The sequence below is a fragment of the Acinetobacter kookii genome, from assembly GCF_900096895.1.
GTDB lineage: Bacteria > Pseudomonadota > Gammaproteobacteria > Pseudomonadales > Moraxellaceae > Acinetobacter > Acinetobacter kookii.
In genome coordinates, this window is the sequence record NZ_FMYO01000009.1 from 13,525 (window position 1) to 31,056 (window position 17,532).

The following is a 17,532-nucleotide window of genomic DNA, read 5'->3' on the forward strand; positions in this document are numbered from 1 at the left end:
ACAGCAAGTCGCTGACTTGGGTATGACTTTATTTAATGCTATTGTGAGCGCCACTGCAACAGAAAGGTAGCCTGTTCGTGAGCTTCGATTTGAGTGTGATTCCAAATAAAAACATTGTTTTAGCGGTAACTGGTGGTATTGCGGCATATAAAAGTGCCATTTTGGTCCGTCGTTTAAAAGATGCAGGCTTTAATGTCCGTGTGGTCATGACGCATGGGGCACAGGCTTTTATTACTCCGTTGACCTTTCAGGCCCTGTCGGGAAATCCGGTGCACACTGAATTACTCAATCCTGAAGCTGAAGCAGGCATGGGGCATATTGAATTGGCGCGTTGGGCCGACTTACTGCTGGTTGCCCCTGCAACTTGTGACACGCTGGCAAAATTCGCGACAGGTTTGGCAGATGATTTACTCAGTACTTTATATCTGGCGACCAAAGCGCCTGTTTGGGTCGCACCTGCCATGAATCAGCAAATGTGGGCGGCCAAAGCGACGCAGCGCAATTTGAATACACTGGTGGAAGATGGCGTGCATGTGATTATGCCGGATGCCGGTTCACAAGCCTGCGGTGATGTCGGTTTGGGACGTATGCCTGAGCCGGAAGATTTAGCACATCAGGTGACTGAATATTTCCACCGTGCACAGCGTGCGATTGCAGAAAAATTTGGCATGCTGGCTGGCAAACATGTCGTGATTACTGCGGGACCTACGCGTGAAGCGCTGGACCCGGTCCGTTATATTTCCAACCACAGTACCGGAAAGATGGGCTTTTCCTTGGCTGCGGCCTGCTATGCAGCCGGTGCCAAAGTCACTTTAATTGCAGGACCGGTCAGTCTGGATACTCCAAATGGTGTACGCCGTATTAATGTGCAATCTGCCATGCAGATGCTGGAACACAGTATGGAACAGCTGGATAAAGGCTGTGACATCTTTATTGCCACGGCTGCGGTGGCGGATTACCGCGTCGCAGAAGTGGCCGAGCATAAAATCAAGAAAGCTGGTGATGAGCTGAATGTGGCTTTAATTAAAAACCCGGATATTGTGGCAACCATTGCCCAGCAACAAAAACGTCCATTTATGGTGGGATTTGCCGCTGAAACCCGCAATGTGGAAGAATATGCCGCCGGCAAGCTGGTCGCGAAAAAACTGGATATGATTGCCTGCAATGATGTTTCACGTTCCGACATCGGTTTTGCATCGGACCAAAATGCCATGACGGTATTTTTTGCTGAAAGTTATCAGATGGAAAAACGTGATCTGGAAAAAGCCTCGAAACAGGAAATCGCGCAGCAGCTGGTAGAAGCAATTCATGATGCCTTGCAACAGGAAATAGAGCCAGTTTAAAACACAGGCCATGAATTAAAATGCAACCTGTCCGTTGCATTTTTTATGCTATCTACATTATGTTGAATGCTTAAAGCGCAAATGTTTAGAGCAATTTAACTGTAACAATAAGACTCTCCTGTTTTTGAAACGGATCTTTACAAGGACATCAACATGATTAAAAAAACATTCACCACAGTCATGCTTTCTGCTGCTTTGTCGTTCAGCAGTGTCAGCTTTGCTGGTACGCTTGAACAAAATATGATGACGCTTGGAAAAAACTTTAAAATGTTTAACAAGGCGGATAATCAGAACGATGCATTGCAAGCGCTGGATAATATGAAGGCTGCGGCTTTGGATGCAAAAAAAGTGAAATTAAAAGCCCATAATGCAAAAGCGCCGAGCTCAGATGCCTTATATGATCAGTTGCTGGCAGAGATTGATAAAACCCGGTTATTGGTTCAGGCTGGTCAATTAGAGCAGGCCAAAGTGGAAGGTAAAAAAATTGCTGCGGTTAAAGATCGAGGACATGCTGCTTATAACCATCACTGATGTGATGCATATTTAGCGTTCCAGGTGAGGCTGGGTGAAAAGTGAGATGAAGCCCATTTACGCTTGTTCGTGACCATTGTGTGAACGGTGTAAATCGTATCCCAGCAAGCCGCATGCAAAATTAAAATAAAAATGCCAGTCCATGGTTAAATGGACTGGCATTTTGTATGGGGATACCGTGCAATTAACTTGAAGCTAGAGAGCTCTGATTTTCTTTTATATATTCTTCAGTGCGTTGCATCGCTTCCTGAATATTGATCAAAGCTGTCTCTACATCTTTTAGGGTTTTGGCATTGCCACCGCTTAAAGCCTGACGCCATTTTCGTGCACCCGGCAAATTCTGGAATAATCCTAAAATATGACGGGTAATAATAGAAAGTGGAGCACCTTCCTCCATCCGTTTGGCAATATACGGCATCATTTGCGCCATAATCTCAAAACGGTCAGGTGCTTCCAGATTCCAGAGTTGTCCAAGTTCAGCCAGTAGATAGGGATTGTGATAAGCCTCGCGGCCAATCATCACCCCATCAACATGTTTTAAATGTTCTTGGGTTTCAGCCAAGGTTTTGATTCCGCCGTTAATCTCAATCAGCAGGTTTGGACGGTCCTGTTTTAAATGGTAAACATCTTCATAACGCAAAGGCGGAACATCGCGGTTTTCTTTCGGTGACAAGCCCTGAAGCAGGGCAATACGTGCATGCACGATAAAATTGTCACAACCTGTTTTGGCTACGGTATCGACAAAATGCAGCATTTCTTCATAAGACTGCATGTCATCAATACCGATCCGGTGTTTGACCGTCACAGGAATATCCACGGCATTGCGCATTTCAGCAATACATTCAGCCACCAGGTCGGGTTCTGCCATTAAGCATGCGCCAATTTTGTTGTTTTGTACGCGGTCACTGGGACAGCCCACATTCAGGTTGACTTCATCATAGCCCCAGTCTTGTGCCATTTTGGTACAGGTCGCAAGATCTTTCGGATTTGAGCCACCAAGTTGCAGAACAATCGGGTGTTCTTCGTTGTTATAGTCCAAATGGCGTGCTGCACCGCCAAAAAGAATGGCACCCGTCGTCACCATTTCAGTATACATAATAATATTCGGATTAAACAGGCGTGCAAAAAAACGGTAGTCACGGGTAGTCCAATCCATCATCGGGGCGACACTGATTCGCGGGGATTGAGTGTTTTCAATGTTTTTGATAATAGTCATTAAAAATCATACCTTTAATCTTTGTTTCGCAACCTGCGCGAATCTGTTTGAACCTGTGTTTAGATGGGTTAATCGGTTTGCATTTACACCAAATTTTACACCATAATCAAAAAAATAGGCCGTGGTGTAAATTATGGGTTAATTACAGCAAGGAAAGGTGCCGATGGTAAAATTAACTATCCTGCTGCGATTAGAATCAATCGAAAAGGCTTTCCTACTTTCTCTGAAAGTAAAACATTTCATTCAAAAAAGATGGCTGAAAACTGGGTTAAGAAAAGAGAAGTCGAAATTCAAGACAATCCTGATATTTTGCTTGGCAAAGAACAGCTCATTGATCTGACCTTATCAGATACCATAGATAAATATTTGGATGAAGTCGGGAGCGAGTACGGAAGAACGAAACGCTATTCTCTGCTCTTAATTAAGAAGCTACCAATCGCGCGCAATATTATCACAAAAATAAAACCAGCCGATATCTCAGAGCATGTTGCGTTACATCAGAATTGTGATGTTAAGTTGGATTTGAAACCAATCGCTATAACTATCTTACATCGTGAGTTACTTCATATATGGGGAATATTATCTCACGGCTAGGTCATGTAGGAGGTGAATGTTGAATTGGCTAGCTTTGATAAAGTAAATGCATGATTATGAGAAACTAGACAGATCTGATCTAATGGTAAGCGTGACAGGACTACCTGCAACAGCAGAATTGAAGGAGTTCTTATTGAATACAGATATATTGAAGTAAATTGTGTCCGTGAAATAGAAAAGTTTGATTCATTAACTTCAAAGAATCATAGGTCATTCTTGCTATTGGAATATTTTCCTGAAATAAATTAATAGAATTAAGGAAGTTGAGGATAGGGGTTGATACAATTGTATTTGTGTAACAGGGCTAATTAAAGTTGGTGCATATACACAATTAAGCTAGTTACTAGCCTGAAAGAATTCGATTCTATAATAAAGCATGGTATTATTCATCCTCAAAAATATATTTTTAAAAAATAAAGTGCTGGCTAATAAATTCACAGTAATTTAGTTGACAAAATGAAAATGGAGTATTGTTGTTGAATCCGCATGCAAGTCCTTCCAGTTCACTCTTGGCTTTGATTAGAACTGTTATTATCAATAAAAATCTTATTTGGAGTTTAATTAAACGAGAGGTTGTTGCGCGCTATCGTGGATCAATATTTGGGCTGCTTTGGTCTTTTTTTAACCCCATTTTAATGTTAGTTGTTTATACATTTGTTTTTAGTGTCGTATTTAAAGCAAAATGGTTGGGTGGCTCGGATTCTAAAACAGAGTTTGCTTTAATATTATTTTCCGGGTTAATGATATTTAACCTTTTTGCAGAATGCATTAATCGTTCTCCAAACTTAATATTAAGTAATGTGAATTATGTTAAAAAAGTTATTTTTCCTCTCGAAGTTCTCCCCATAGTAGCTTTAGGTTCTGCAATTTTTCATTTTTTAATTAGTTTTTTTGTATGGATTATTTTTTATATCATATTTATGGGTATTCCTCACATTGAAATATTCTTATTTCCATTTGTTTTATTACCTTTAATAATGTTGGTTTTAGGATTTTCTTGGTTACTTGCCTCAATAGGGGTTTTTTTGAGGGATGTATCACAAATTGTAGGAGTTTTCACCACCCTGCTAATGTTTTTAACAACAATTTTTTACCCAATAACGGCTCTACCTGAAGCATACCAGTCTTTAATGCAGTTAAATCCATTAACATTAATAATTGAACAAGCACGTGATGTCCTAATTTGGGGTAAAGGAATTAACTGGATTGAGTGGTTAATCCAAGTTGTCTGGACTAGTATGTTTGCTTGGTCAGGTTTTTTATGGTTTCAAAAAACCCGTAGGGGATTTGCTGATGTTATCTAATTATGCCATTCGAGTAACCGATTTAAGTAAATGTTATAACATTTATGAAAAGCCACAAGATCGACTCTTTCAAATGCTAAGTTTTGGAAATAAAAAAAAGCCTCGCCAATTTTGGGCATTAAAAAATATAACATTTTCTATAAATCGAGGCGAAACTGTAGGAATTATAGGCCGTAATGGTAGTGGAAAATCCACTTTACTCCAAATGATCTGCGGTACAGTGACTCCTACAACTGGTCGTATTGACACAAATGGCCGTGTAGTGGCTTTGCTTGAGTTAGGAGCTGGCTTTAATCCAGAATTCACAGGGTACGAAAATGTTCTTTTAAATGCGGCTATTTTGGGATTTCCTAAAGAAACAATAGAACAAAGAATGGGTGAAGTGCTTGAATTTTCAGAGCTTGGCGATTTCTTAGGCCAACCTGTTAAAACTTACTCTAGTGGCATGTATGCTCGGCTCGCATTCTCAATTGCCATTCATGTCGATCCTGAAATTCTCATTATTGATGAAGCACTATCTGTAGGCGATGCCCGTTTCGTAGCCAAGTGTATGAAACGCATTAAAGAAATCCAAGAACGTGGCACGACTATTTTATTTGTTAGTCATGATGTGGGTGTAGTTCGGACACTTTGTGATAGAGCAATATGGCTTGATAAAGGAACGCTTGTTGAGGATGGAGAAGTTTTTCCGGTTACAGGTAAGTATATGGAATATATGTTTCAAGATGAGCTATCCGAGGAACAGGGTCTACATCAAAATATTAAAAAAAATATAGCAACTCAGAAGGTGATTGATTCTTTAGAACAGAATGATCAGCAAATTATACAAAACCATCATGCTTTGGATGCTCGTCCTGTTACCCATTGGGGGGCACGTAAGGGATTAATTCTTGGAGCATCAGTATGTAATAAACATGGTACTAGAAGTGATGTTATTGCTTGGGGTGAGCCTATAGAAATTGTGGTGCAGGTACATGTGCCTTCGGATATTCCTCGCAAGCATTTAAGCATCGCCTGTTCAATTAAAGATCTTAAAGGGACTGATCTAATTGTTTCAACAACACATGACAGTGGCGATATTCAACTTCTTGAGCAAGAAGAATTTAGTATACGTTTTCGTATGATAAATCCGTTAGTGACGGGAAAATATCTCTTGGTAGTGGCCGTGGAAAATCGTGCCGATTTAGATATCCACTACTATGAATATCTTGAGGGTGCTCACTATTTTTCATCTTTGTCTGAGCAGCGTTTTTTTGGAATTTTTCAGCCGGCGATTGAGCAGACAGTACAGGTTTTATAATAAATGTTATCTACTATTAATTCAGATACTTATTGGGATAAACGATTTACCGAAGATTGGGAGGTTTATGAAGGACCGCGACAATCTCGCTTTTTCGCTCAACTTGCCCTTGAAAATTTGCCAATTTGGTTGATTGAGCAAATTCGGCGAGAATCTCTCAGTGTTGTAGACTGGGGGTGTGCACAAGGGGATGGAACTGATATTTGGGCTAGTTATATAAATTCACAGCAATTATTTGGTGTTGATTTTTCAAAAATAGCGATTGAGCAGGCTAGCCAGCGCTATCCTATGATTAAATTTTTTTGTGAAAACTGGCTTGAACCAGATTCTGAGATTACACAAAGCTATGATGTAGTTTTTTCATCTAACACACTTGAGCATTTCCATAATCCGTTTGAAGTATTGGCAACTTTAAGTACAAAGGCTAAAAAAGCCGTTATTCTTGCGTTGCCATATCGCGAGATTAATCGTATTGCTGAACATTTCTCAACTTTTTTGTCAGAAAATATCCCTTTAGAACTAGACAATGGTTTTCGGCTAGTATGGTCCAAAGTTTTGGATTGTTCACGTATTCCTTCTACACAATGGAGTGGGAATCAAGTTTTTTTAGTCTATGGTGACTCCTCTTGGATTCATTCACTTCGGCTTAGATTAAGTGATTGTGAACTAGAAAAAATTGATTTGAATACAGAGTTTAATATTCTAAAGCAAACTGTGCTTGAACGAGATATACAAATTGCAAGTCTAACACGGGCAGTGAGTGATAGAGATATACAAGTTGCCAGTCTTACGCAAGCAGTGACAGATAGAGATTTACAAGTTGCTAGTCTTACGCAAGCTGTGGCTGATCAGAATATGCAAATAGCAACTCTCAACCAGAAAATATTTCAGCAAAATAATCAAATTCAGATGTTTCAGACATCTCGTTCATGGAGATTGACTCGACCTCTGCGTTTAGTGTATTCGCTTTCCCGTTATATTTGGAGTAAAGATGGGAGATATTTATTATTAAAAGCGATTTACTGGAAATTACCTCAAGCATTACAAGATAAATTAAAAAAGCAAAGATATGCTTTTGCAGCTAAACGCATGCAGCGCAATATGGATATCGCTAGTGATAAATTTTTGAATGATGATACTAACGATTATATTGAATGGGTTGAGAAAGCAAACAAGAACAATAAAGTTGTGATTATTCCTTGTGGGTTTGAATTTGATGAGTTAGTAAATCAAAGGCCAATTAATGCAGCAAAATATTTTGCTGAAAAAGGTTATCAAGTATTATTTATTGCTTGGCAGTGGTCTGCTAAGGATAAATTGTCCAAAGGATGTAAAGAGGTTTTTCCAAATGTATTTCAAGTTCCTCTCTTTGATTTTATAAAGTACGTTAATAAACTCCATCTTTGCCGTGAGCGTTCTCTTTTTCTTGTGACTATGCCTACTCCTAATTTGGTGGGGCTTGTTCCCATTTTAAGAGAAAAGGGATTCGCTATTATTTATGACATTATGGATGAATGGGAGGCATTCTGTGAAGTAGGGCAAGCTCCCTGGTTTAAGAAATCTGTAGAAGAAAGTCTTATATTGCAGTCTGATTTTGTTTGTGCGGTATCTCCTCCTTTACGAAACAAATTTTCCCATATTCGTTCGGATATTAAAATAATTGGGAATGGTTTTACTCCTGAAGTGCTTGGTGTAGAGAATCAAGGAATAGCGAGGAATCGAGAAGATGGAGGTCCTATAATTGGATATTTCGGACATCTCACTGATGCTTGGTTTGATTGGAAGCTTATACTGCAGCTTGCGAAGAGCTATCCTCATATTAAGTTTGAGATTATTGGTTATGGCGAGCCAGAATGGGTTAGAAAAGAAATTACAGCTTTATCCAACATTCATCTTTTAGGTAAGGTATTACCAAAAGATTTACATAGGCAAGTTTCCAATTGGTCTATTGGGATAATTCCTTTTATGGAAGGAATCTTAGCAGAAGCTGTAGATCCTATTAAGATATATGAATATTTGTACTTTGGACTGCCTGTTGTTGTAACGGGTATCCGACATTTGAAAAGCTATCCTATGACATATTTTGCAGAAAGCGAAGATGTTGAAGACATTATTGAGAAGGCACTTAATGACGACTATGACACAGAAGATATTAATAATTTTTTGCAGCAGGTAACTTGGCGAGCGCGATTTGAGACGCTGATAAATGAAATAAATAAAAATAATGGTATATGGGATTTATATGCAAATTAGAATATGTTTTGTTTATCCTTGGGCGACTTTTGGTGGCTGTGAGAGAGTGCTAATTAATCGTGCACTAGCTTTTAGACAATATTTTCCAGAGATTTTAATAGACTTTTATTTTATGCATGATGCAGGAGGGGGGCAGGCATTTCGTTTAGCGCTGAAAAAATATGGACTTGAAGACACCACATCAATTGTAACTTCACTTGATAGAAACTATGATTTAGTTTCTTTAATCGATTGCCCACAAGCAATAGAATTATGTGAAAATCGTTCTCAACGTTATATCGTTGAATGTCACACTGGATATCAAGATAATCGGGAATATCTTCAAAAATTATCGTCTAGTTGCGAGCAAGTTGTCGTCCCTTCATTATCATTTAAGACACTGATTGAAAATGAATTTTTATCTTTACCCACTTCAGTGTCTTTACTGAGAAATTTTGTTCCTTGGGGGATCGATTCTTTTGAATTGTCACAAAAAATTTCTCTTCCAGCATGGAAGCGTAAGCCTATTCTTTTCTTTGGCCGTCTAGATCGTTTAAAAGACCCCTTATCTATATTAGATGCCTTCCAAATTTTGGAGAGTCGACGAAAAGGAGAGTTTATGCTTTTGATCTGCGGTCCCAAAAACCCTGAAATTAATATCGAAAAAGAATTGTTAATGCGTTCCCTTGATAGTATTTCTTTAGTATTACCTCCTGTTTCATTTACCTCCTCTAGAGCTTTATTGAATGCTGTTGCTGATTCAGGTGGAATATTTGTTTCCCCCTCTCAAAGTGAATCTTTTGGCCTTTCGGCTGCAGAAGCAATATCTTCAATTATTCCTGTCGCTTTGTCGGATATTAAAGCACACGTAGATTTAGTTTCTGGTCATGAGTCTATGCTTACTTATCCACTCGGTGATACTGAAAAGTTCGCTAAGTGTATAGAAAATTTATTTGATCATTATGACGTGGCGCGTAAAGCGGTAACCTCAGTACGAAATAGCTTTTCTACAGAGATATTTCTTGAGGATTGGAAAAAACTCATGAAAAAACTTGGAATTACTATATGAAAAAAATTCTTTGCGTTGTAGGTACCCGCCCTGAAGCCATTAAAATGGCACCAGTCATTCTGGCACTAAAATCTGAACCATGGGCTGAGGTTCGAGTGTTAGCAACGGCTCAACATCGACAAATGCTTGATCAAGTCAACCAATTTTTTGGTATAGAACCCGATATTGATCTTGATATTATGCGTCCCAATCAAGCACTAACCACCTTGACAGCAAGATTATTATTAGACTTGGATGATGTTTTACAAAGTGAAAAACCTGATGCTGTTTTAGTACAGGGTGATACGACTACAGTTATGACTGTAGCTCTGGCATGTTTTTATCATCGTATTCCGATAGGACATGTTGAAGCAGGATTAAGAACTTGGGATATGCAGAATCCGTTCCCTGAGGAGGCTAACCGAGTTATTGCTGGAAAATTAGCACGTTGGCATTTTGCACCGACTGAAGGTTCTCGGCAGAATTTGCTAAAAGAAGGAATTGCAGATGCTGATATCGTGGTCACAGGTAATACGGTAATTGATGCATTGTTGATGAGTGCTGCCAAAGATTTAGAGCTACCCATTGATATAGAAGCGGATAAGCGTCTGGTATTGGTAACTTCGCATCGCAGGGAAAATTTTGGAGAACCATTCCGAAATATTTGTAAAGCATTACGTACTTTAGCAAAGAATAATTCAGATATTCAATTTCTTTACCCAGTACATCCAAATCCAAATGTTAAAGATGTGGCTCATGAATTTCTAGCAGAATTACCTAATGTCATTCTATGTGAACCTTTGGATTATGCACCCTTTATTGCTGTAATGAAACGAGCATATTTGATTTTAACAGATTCTGGAGGAGTGCAAGAAGAAGCTCCTGCATTAGGTAAGCCAGTACTTGTGCTACGTGATGAAACAGAACGTCCAGAAGCAGTAGAGCAGGGTGTAGTGAAATTAGTGGGGTCAAATTGCGAACGAATTATTGAAGAAGCTCAGCGATTACTTGATGATGAGTCAGCTTATAAGGTGATGGCCCGTGGTGTTTCTCCGTATGGTGATGGTCATGCATCTGAGCGAATAGTTCAAATTCTTAGAGAATATTTTGATGCCATTTAAATATTGTTGGTTCGTGCGAAGACGTATCCATAGAATATTTTTAAAAGTGGGCTTTAGCAGGGAAGTCAGCTGAATCATCAATTTTTCTAAACATTGAAGTGTTCAATAGTGTCCACATAAAGTGGACACTTATTTATCAATATAAGATGGAATAATGTATATTTATTAGTACTAAAAAATATTGCTTAACCTTAACTAATATTTAGATTTTTTATGATTTTTCCATATGAGTTTAAATATACGTTTTCATAATAATTTTTATAGTAGTTTTCCCATAAATTTTTTGCATTGATTGATTTAATTTTTATCAGCTCTTTATTAACTAAACTATCAAAGAAATCATTTAAACTATCTGCTCCTTCAGGGATAGACCAACCTGTATTAAATTTTTCAGTTTTTATACCTGGAGGAATGTCCTTAGTTGTAAGAAAAGCTTTACCTAGCATTAAGTGTTCATAATATTTATTTGGTGCTGCATATAAATGATTTAATATATCTTTATAATACATACCTACTATAATATCCATTTTAGACATAATAGAAAGTCCTTCTCTTAATGAAGCAGAACCATAAAATATGATATTTTTATTGGATTGATTACTAATAAAGTCAGCTAAAGGACCATATCCTATAATATGAAGTTCTAGATTATTTCTTTCGGCTATTGAATTTACCAGATGTTCAATTCCGCGATGTTTTTTCTCTAAGACTCCAAAATAACCAATTTTAATTTTTGTGTTATCTTGAATATCTGAATTTAAATTCGGTAGGTTCGTATCTCTTGGTACGTTTTCTATTATAATAATATTTTTCGAATCTACACCATGTTGTTTTTTTCTTATTTCATCCGCTAAAATACATAAGTCACTTTGTTTTATGAGATAGTTTTCAGTTTTATCTAAAATTTTCTTAAATTTCCCATTTATCCCATGCGTATCTGTATATTTATCATAAATATCAAAAATCATTTTTTTAGAAAAAATTTTACAAAAGATAAATGCTGTAAATGCGGTATCCAAATCAATCGCTTGAACTATATTAATTTTTTTATGATGTTTGCATAAGGTAATAAAAATAAAAATATTCCAGAGGATAAGGTTAAAAAAATTTTTTAGACCTCCGCCTATATAGCCCTTTTTTTTAAAAAGAATATTTTTTTCATTTTTTTTACTTTCCCCTATACGATCCCAACCAATAAAACGATAAGAAACCTCTAAAGTGTCTAGAACATTAAAGTATTTTTGAATTTTACCATCAAAGTCAGGTATATATGATCTAATGAAAAATAGCATATCATTAACAAAAAAGAGAAATTTTTCAATTGTAAATAGACTTTCTTATAAAGTCTATTTTTTTACAAACTTATTAATTTGTTAGAATTTTACTTAAGGAATTGAAATAATAAATTTTAGCACGAATAAATAATTATTTTTAATAAAATATTAATGAGAGCTTATGGTGTTAATAATCATACCTATTTTTTTTGTTAGGTTCCCATTAATATATTGTTCTAGTTAAATTTACATATAAATAATTATGGATTTCTGGATAAACTGAAATTTTTAATGTAATAAAGCTGTCTATCAAGCCAATTTATTTTTCTCAAAATGCATGACTAAATTTTATGCTTTAATAGTCCTTTAATGGCATAATGAGTAAAATAATAACAAGATTTAATTAGATTTATTTGTAAAATATTTCTATAAATTTTCCATTGCCATTGCGCTGATTTTATTTTTTTTCCTGAGAGGGAGTTTTTTGATATGGTATAGTTGCATAAAGGTTTTTCAGTAATAACTTTAACAGCTTTTTCTGTGCTTGATAGTAATTCAAGCCAGAATATATAATCTTCGTGTCCATGTTTTATAAATCTCCTATCTTTAATTAGCTCTTTACTAACCATGCAAGTTAATGTTCCAATGCAGTTAGATTTTAATAGATGGTTTCGATTACATTCTATGGGACTAATAATATCTTTTATAAACTCCCCTTTATCATCTACGTGTCGGTAATCCATGTAACTTATTGAACATTTATTTTCATTCATATATTGAAACTGTAGCAATAATTTTTCTTCTGACCAAAAATCATCAGCATCAAGAAAGCAAATATATTCTCCTGTTGCTAAATCTAATCCATTATTTCGACTTTTTGCTACACCAACATTTTCAATGTTATTAATTAAGATAATTTTAAAATGTGCTTCAGTAATAAATTCTTTTATCAATTCTTCAGTTCTATCATTGGAGGCATCATTAATAATAATCCATTCAAATTTTTTAAATTTTTGATTTTTAAGAGAATTATATGTTCTGGTAATAAATTTTTCAGCATTGTAGGCTGGTGTTATTACAGAAATATCAATATTTAAACCCATATTATATATTTAACGAATTAAAAGATTTAAGTTTATTCTATTGCTTTTTTTAAAGTTGGGCGAGTTAAATTATATAAAATTTTTCATGATTTTGGATGTATAAATATTTAAAAGTTAAAGCAGATCTTTATAAAGCAGAATTTAAGCTATGAAAAGCATTGTTTCGTAAGGGTGCAATCAGCAAGAGTTTCAGATAGCTTCAACACCATTGAGCATTTTGTTTTTCTGAATGAAATTAATTATTATTGCTGTGGATAGTCAAACTCTGCCTAGGCGAAAAAAGGCTGCAGCGTTACGAAGAATTTCATTTACCTGTTGGAGTTCTTTGTTCTCATATTTAAGTTGAGATGCGTTGTTAATTAAACAGTAATTGATTTTTGTTGATCTGGATACTTTTTTATATCAAGGTCGAAGTGCTGCAAGAGTACATTCGAACTTAAGCGAGTGCAGTGATTCTAGCCCAGCAGGTTGATGGATATTCTCGCATTCACTAACTAAGTGTACCGTACGCTCTTTAATTTTAGGCGTCTATTTTGATTTTGTCATCGCGACATTCTTTTCTGGAAAGTTGGTTTTCGACAATCTCGGTACGGCTTATTTCTATAAATTATTATTTATAGAAGATTGATCATATAAAAATGAGTAATTAGATCTTGACTCTGATTGCTATCAAAGATTCATGATAATTGTGTTGCTGTTGTTTGCTCAGTAGAGCAAATTAAATCATCAGTATAAAAGTTTAGTGAATCTTTATTCCTGACTTGAATTATAACGCTTTATTCTTGAACTTCGTAACATAACAATTTGACTTAAAATATAAGGAAAACAATTTATCCAATCCGTTATCAGCACGACCGAAGTACGGTTTATATCTGCTGTCTGCTTAAAGCCCCAAGAAAAGAGCAGAAACAAAAAATGCAACAGGCTCAAATGTACTGATTATTCATTAAAAAATGAATATTGAGTGCTTTGATTATATTGTGGAAATTTCTCGAATTCAGTATGTTCTTATAAAGAAAAGAATAATGGATAGAGAAAATATAAATGTTCATTTTAGAAGAAGTTTTTAAAAGTAAAAAGGCAGAGCATTCAGATTATTTCAACTTGAGAATTCATCGCGGCTTAAGCTGGTTAAAAAAATCACTCGAACTCGATAGCGACCTTGATCTTAAATTCATGAGTCTCTGGATTTCATTTAATGCTATTTATGCACAAGATATTGCCTTCAATCAGGACAAGCAGACATTCAGGCAGTTTTTATATTTAATTTGTCAGAAAGATCGGGAACATAAAATTTATCATGTGCTTTGGGATAAATTTAGCCAACCCATCCGTCTGCTTCTAGAAAATCCCTACGTGTATCAGGAGTTCTGGGATTATCAGAATCAAAAAATCAGCCAGCACAGCTGGAAAGAAGATTTTGAACAGGAGAAGAAAAAAGTCCACAAAGCCTTACAGGAAAAAGCCTCAGTAGATATTTTATTTATTGTTTTTAATCGTCTTTATACCTTGCGCAATCAGATCATTCATGGCGGGGCCACCTATAACAGTTCGGTCAATCGCCGGCAATTGCAGGATGCCTGTAATATTCTGGCCGCCTTGTTACCGACCTTTATCTTTGTACTACTAGAAAATGCGCATAGTCTGGATTTGGGCAAACCGTTTTATCCCGTCGTACAAGTTTGTTAAATTCTATTTTGCAATCAGCCGAGTCGGGCAGAAAATTCTTTATTTGCCAGTTTTTTATACCTAAGTGGAGGCAGCAGAGTGATAGCGCATATCCAGAAAGGCAAAAAAGGCAGCGCAGAGCACCAGACTCAATCCTGCCAGACAGGTCATGCTCCAGCCACCATGATGCCATGAATAAACGCCCAATGCGGAACCGCACGCCCCACCAATAAAGTAAGAGGTCATATAAATAGAATTAATCCGTGACTTGGCATCTGGACGTAAACGGAAAATAATATTTTGATTACTGGTGTGCACAATGGTCAGGCCCAGGCTGATGACGCCGTAACCCAAAATATAGCTTGGCAGAGATTGCCCACCGAAATAAAGAAAAATCCAGCTCACAATCAGGGTGAACAGACCTATCCAGGTGAGGGATTGAGTATGGCCCTGATCGGCAATTTTGCCAATTTTAGACGTAGACAATGCACCGAATACCCCCACCAAAGTTACAACACCGACCAGCACATCAGAGAGATAAAACGGGGATGAGGTCAGCAAAACGGCAATGGTCGAAAACAGGGTACTCATGGCAGCAAATACAAAACCGCCAATCAAGGAACGAAATCCTAAACGCGGCTCCTGTTTCAGTAAAATTGCCATGGATTTAAAAATTTGCGCATAGCTCATTTTTAATATGGGGATGTGTGGCAGTCTAGCTTTGAGTAGAAAAGCCAAAATCAGCATCAATACCGCACTGAGCATATAGATCAGTTTCCAGTTGAACAGGTTAGACATTAAACCCGCAAGACTGGTGGATAGCAGCAGTCCGACCAGCAGTCCGCTCATCAGGAAACCTACCACTTCACCGGTTTTTTCCGGTTTGACGGCCATGGTGGCTAGGGGAATCAGGACTTGTGCCGCAACTGAAAATAGTCCCGTAATCATGGTTCCCAGCCAAAGCATGGGTAAGTTGACGGCAAAAGCACATAGAAATAAACCGATGGCCGCCATGATCATCAGTAAAGGAATGAATTTGGTTTTATTGACAATGTCACCCATTGGAACAATAAACAGCAAGCCCAGTGCATAGGATACCTGGGCAAACGTCACGGTTAAGGCAACTTGTGATTCAGGAACATGAAAATATTGCTGGATGGAATGGATTAAAGGCTGGCAATAATAGTTGGCTCCCGCACACAGACCACAGGCTATGGCCATCAGCCAGAGCAAAGATTTATCCTGGCTGATGTCGAGAGAAGTTTTCATAACCATCCTTGTTTTGTTTCATGCAGACAAAATTTGCCGGCATTGCAATGTACCTGCAGAGTATAGCAAGCGCTATCAGTCTGGATGTACAAATATACGGGAAAAGCGGTCTTTATTCGGCGTTCTGTGGCTATTTTAAAAGCCGTACTTTTAGGTGGCACAAGGCTTGAATCAGACCGAACAAAAATTAATGTGAGAATTTCTTTTTAGAAAGAGTGATCATCATAACGCCAACAATATTGAGCATACAGCCCAGCCATTGAATGGTATTTAAATGCTCACCCAGAAAAATGGTGGCCAAGATAATGGTCAGAATCGGCCCGATCGAAGCAATCATGGCAGACTGTGCAGCACCCAGCCGGGCAATACTTTGCGCCATCAGGATGGTCGGCAACACGGTGACCAGAAAGCCTAAAGCGACTCCATACCAGATTACACTGGAAGGAAGCTGAGACAGTAAGTTCAGAGGTTGGGGTGTGGCAACAAAATAGTGGGTTAAGGTGCCGATACAGGCAATACTCAGGGCCAAACCGGTAAAATTCCATGAACCAAAACGTTGAATCAGGCGTGGGGTCAGCAGTAAGTAGGCAGCAAAACATACTGCACTGGCAAAGACCAGACTTGCTCCCAGCCAGAAATGACCTTCATGCGGGACATTACTTTGTTCCTGCAACATCACAATAACCGTACCGCCATAACTTAAAGCGATAGCAAACAGGCTTTTTAGGCTCAAGCGTTGTTTATAGATCACGCTGGAAGCCAAAACGGTCAGGGTCGGATAAAGAAAGAGAATAATCCGTTCCAGAGAGGCACTGATATACATCAGACCGACAAAATCCAGCCAGCTTGAAAAGTAGTAACCTATTAGCCCTGCAACAATCAATAAACCCCAGTCTTTCGCTGCCAGCGCTTTATTGTGATGACGGTTGAACCAGCACAGCAGCAAAAAAAACGGTAAGGCGCTGGCCATACGCAAAGCCATCAGTACCGTGCCATCCACCAGAGGTGACAGGGCATAGGTTTGTTTGATAAAAATGGCTTTGGTACTAAACAGGAAAGCAGCACAGATCGCAAACAATGAACCCAGTTGTGTTTTGGTTAGACTCAGTTTCATTTTATCTACTTGATGAGGGTTGCTGATCAGAGCAATCAGGCACTAAATGTGAATTATAAAGTTTTTGGCCGCCGAGGTTAAATGCAAAAATATGATGGTGATGATTCCTGTAGGGAATAATTGATTGCTAAACTCAGGCTGATGTTTATCCGTCGCTACAATTTTCTGCGAAAGTTAGAAATTCGGGCAATCAGTCCTGAATAAATTTTATCCAGACAATACTTCTGCCAAGGGCTTGTTAGGCTAAAGATCAGTGAATTTGTGTGTAAAAAGTCGGGAATCAGCCTAAAAGCTGATTATTTGCACCAAATAGGTGCAATAACTGCGCGCATCCCATTGATTAAATTTAAAACATCATCATGCGAAATGACGAGGAAAAAAATATTTATTAAATTTTGAATCGGATTAGACTTAG

The 17,532-nt window shown here is 37.6% G+C and carries 13 protein-coding genes and 1 pseudogene; 9 read left to right on the forward strand and 5 right to left on the reverse strand.

All coding sequences use genetic code 11. The features are described 5' to 3' along the window. The first annotated feature begins 77 nt into the window (after positions 1 to 77). Together coaBC and BLP85_RS11755 are read left to right on the forward strand one after the other, a co-directional pair. Entirely contained in the window at positions 78 to 1,343 is a 1,266-nt protein-coding gene (gene coaBC, locus BLP85_RS11750; RefSeq protein ID WP_092820268.1) for a bifunctional phosphopantothenoylcysteine decarboxylase/phosphopantothenate--cysteine ligase CoaBC, read from the forward strand. Between the two features lie 153 nt (positions 1,344 to 1,496). Further along, positions 1,497 to 1,874 carry a cytochrome b562 gene (locus BLP85_RS11755; protein ID WP_092820269.1) on the forward strand — a complete coding sequence of 126 codons (378 nt, stop codon included), beginning with the start codon at positions 1,497 to 1,499 and terminating at the stop codon, positions 1,872 to 1,874. Positions 1,875 to 2,058: 184 nt separating this feature from the next. Here the strand turns inward: BLP85_RS11755 and dusA are convergent, their stop codons facing one another. Then, a complete protein-coding gene (dusA, locus tag BLP85_RS11760) occupies positions 2,059 to 3,090 on the reverse strand; it encodes a tRNA dihydrouridine(20/20a) synthase DusA (RefSeq protein ID WP_092820270.1) in 1,032 nt (343 codons plus the stop codon). 114 nt (positions 3,091 to 3,204) lie between these two features. Between dusA and BLP85_RS11765 the strand changes: the two are divergent. From BLP85_RS11765 to wecB, 6 genes and pseudogenes are all read left to right on the forward strand, one after another. Further along, a pseudogene (locus BLP85_RS11765) lies at positions 3,205 to 3,681 on the forward strand (integrase); the annotation flags it as partial. Positions 3,682 to 4,160: 479 nt separating this feature from the next. Further along, positions 4,161 to 4,988: an ABC transporter permease gene (locus BLP85_RS11770; protein ID WP_092820271.1), complete on the forward strand. Its 828-nt coding sequence runs from the start codon at positions 4,161 to 4,163 to the stop codon at positions 4,986 to 4,988. Next, a complete protein-coding gene (locus BLP85_RS11775; protein ID WP_213031972.1) occupies positions 4,927 to 6,288 on the forward strand; it encodes an ABC transporter ATP-binding protein in 1,362 nt (453 codons plus the stop codon). The genes BLP85_RS11770 and BLP85_RS11775 overlap by 62 nt, the downstream gene beginning before the upstream one ends. 3 nt (positions 6,289 to 6,291) lie before the next feature. Further along, on the forward strand, positions 6,292 to 8,541 hold the full coding sequence (locus BLP85_RS11780; protein WP_092820273.1) for a methyltransferase domain-containing protein: 2,250 nt from the start codon (positions 6,292 to 6,294) through the stop codon (positions 8,539 to 8,541). Further along, positions 8,531 to 9,589, forward strand: coding sequence for a glycosyltransferase family 4 protein (locus BLP85_RS11785; RefSeq protein ID WP_092820274.1), 1,059 nt, complete (start codon positions 8,531 to 8,533; stop codon positions 9,587 to 9,589). Before BLP85_RS11780 ends, BLP85_RS11785 begins: the two co-directional genes overlap by 11 nt. Further along, the gene (wecB, locus tag BLP85_RS11790) at positions 9,586 to 10,689 is read left to right on the forward strand and encodes a non-hydrolyzing UDP-N-acetylglucosamine 2-epimerase (RefSeq protein WP_092820275.1); all 1,104 of its coding nucleotides are present in this window, start codon (positions 9,586 to 9,588) and stop codon (positions 10,687 to 10,689) included. The genes BLP85_RS11785 and wecB overlap by 4 nt, the downstream gene beginning before the upstream one ends. A gap of 191 nt (positions 10,690 to 10,880) precedes the next feature. Here wecB and BLP85_RS11795 read toward each other — a convergent pair whose 3' ends face one another. Next, positions 10,881 to 11,981 carry a glycosyltransferase family protein gene (locus BLP85_RS11795; RefSeq protein WP_092820276.1) on the reverse strand — a complete coding sequence of 367 codons (1,101 nt, stop codon included), beginning with the start codon at positions 11,979 to 11,981 and terminating at the stop codon, positions 10,881 to 10,883. A gap of 323 nt (positions 11,982 to 12,304) precedes the next feature. Then, a complete protein-coding gene (locus tag BLP85_RS11800) occupies positions 12,305 to 13,066 on the reverse strand; it encodes a glycosyltransferase family 2 protein (protein ID WP_092820277.1) in 762 nt (253 codons plus the stop codon). A gap of 1,044 nt (positions 13,067 to 14,110) precedes the next feature. Between BLP85_RS11800 and BLP85_RS11805 the strand changes: the two genes are divergently transcribed. Beyond that, a complete protein-coding gene (locus tag BLP85_RS11805; protein ID WP_092820278.1) occupies positions 14,111 to 14,755 on the forward strand; it encodes a HEPN domain-containing protein in 645 nt (214 codons plus the stop codon). Between the two features lie 60 nt (positions 14,756 to 14,815). Here BLP85_RS11805 and BLP85_RS11810 read toward each other — a convergent pair whose 3' ends face one another. Both BLP85_RS11810 and BLP85_RS11815 read right to left on the reverse strand, forming a co-directional pair. After that, positions 14,816 to 16,003: an MFS transporter gene (locus tag BLP85_RS11810; RefSeq protein ID WP_092820279.1), complete on the reverse strand. Its 1,188-nt coding sequence runs from the start codon at positions 16,001 to 16,003 to the stop codon at positions 14,816 to 14,818. A 187-nt stretch (positions 16,004 to 16,190) separates the two neighbouring features. Then, entirely contained in the window at positions 16,191 to 17,117 is a 927-nt protein-coding gene (locus tag BLP85_RS11815) for a DMT family transporter (RefSeq protein WP_092820280.1), read from the reverse strand. Positions 17,118 to 17,532: the final 415 nt, after the last annotated feature.

Coding starts and splice junctions, on each gene's coding strand:
- BLP85_RS11755 (WP_092820269.1), top strand. CDS start 1,497: ATGATTAAAAAAACATTCACCACAGTCATGCTTTCTGCTGCTTTGTCG.
- dusA (WP_092820270.1), bottom strand. CDS start 3,090: ATGACTATTATCAAAAACATTGAAAACACTCAATCCCCGCGAATCAGT.
- BLP85_RS11780 (WP_092820273.1), top strand. CDS start 6,292: ATGTTATCTACTATTAATTCAGATACTTATTGGGATAAACGATTTACC.
- BLP85_RS11785 (WP_092820274.1), top strand. CDS start 8,531: ATGCAAATTAGAATATGTTTTGTTTATCCTTGGGCGACTTTTGGTGGC.
- wecB (WP_092820275.1), top strand. CDS start 9,586: ATGAAAAAAATTCTTTGCGTTGTAGGTACCCGCCCTGAAGCCATTAAA.
- BLP85_RS11795 (WP_092820276.1), bottom strand. CDS start 11,981: ATGCTATTTTTCATTAGATCATATATACCTGACTTTGATGGTAAAATT.
- BLP85_RS11800 (WP_092820277.1), bottom strand. CDS start 13,066: ATGGGTTTAAATATTGATATTTCTGTAATAACACCAGCCTACAATGCT.
- BLP85_RS11805 (WP_092820278.1), top strand. CDS start 14,111: ATGTTCATTTTAGAAGAAGTTTTTAAAAGTAAAAAGGCAGAGCATTCA.
- BLP85_RS11810 (WP_092820279.1), bottom strand. CDS start 16,003: ATGAAAACTTCTCTCGACATCAGCCAGGATAAATCTTTGCTCTGGCTG.
- BLP85_RS11815 (WP_092820280.1), bottom strand. CDS start 17,117: ATGAAACTGAGTCTAACCAAAACACAACTGGGTTCATTGTTTGCGATC.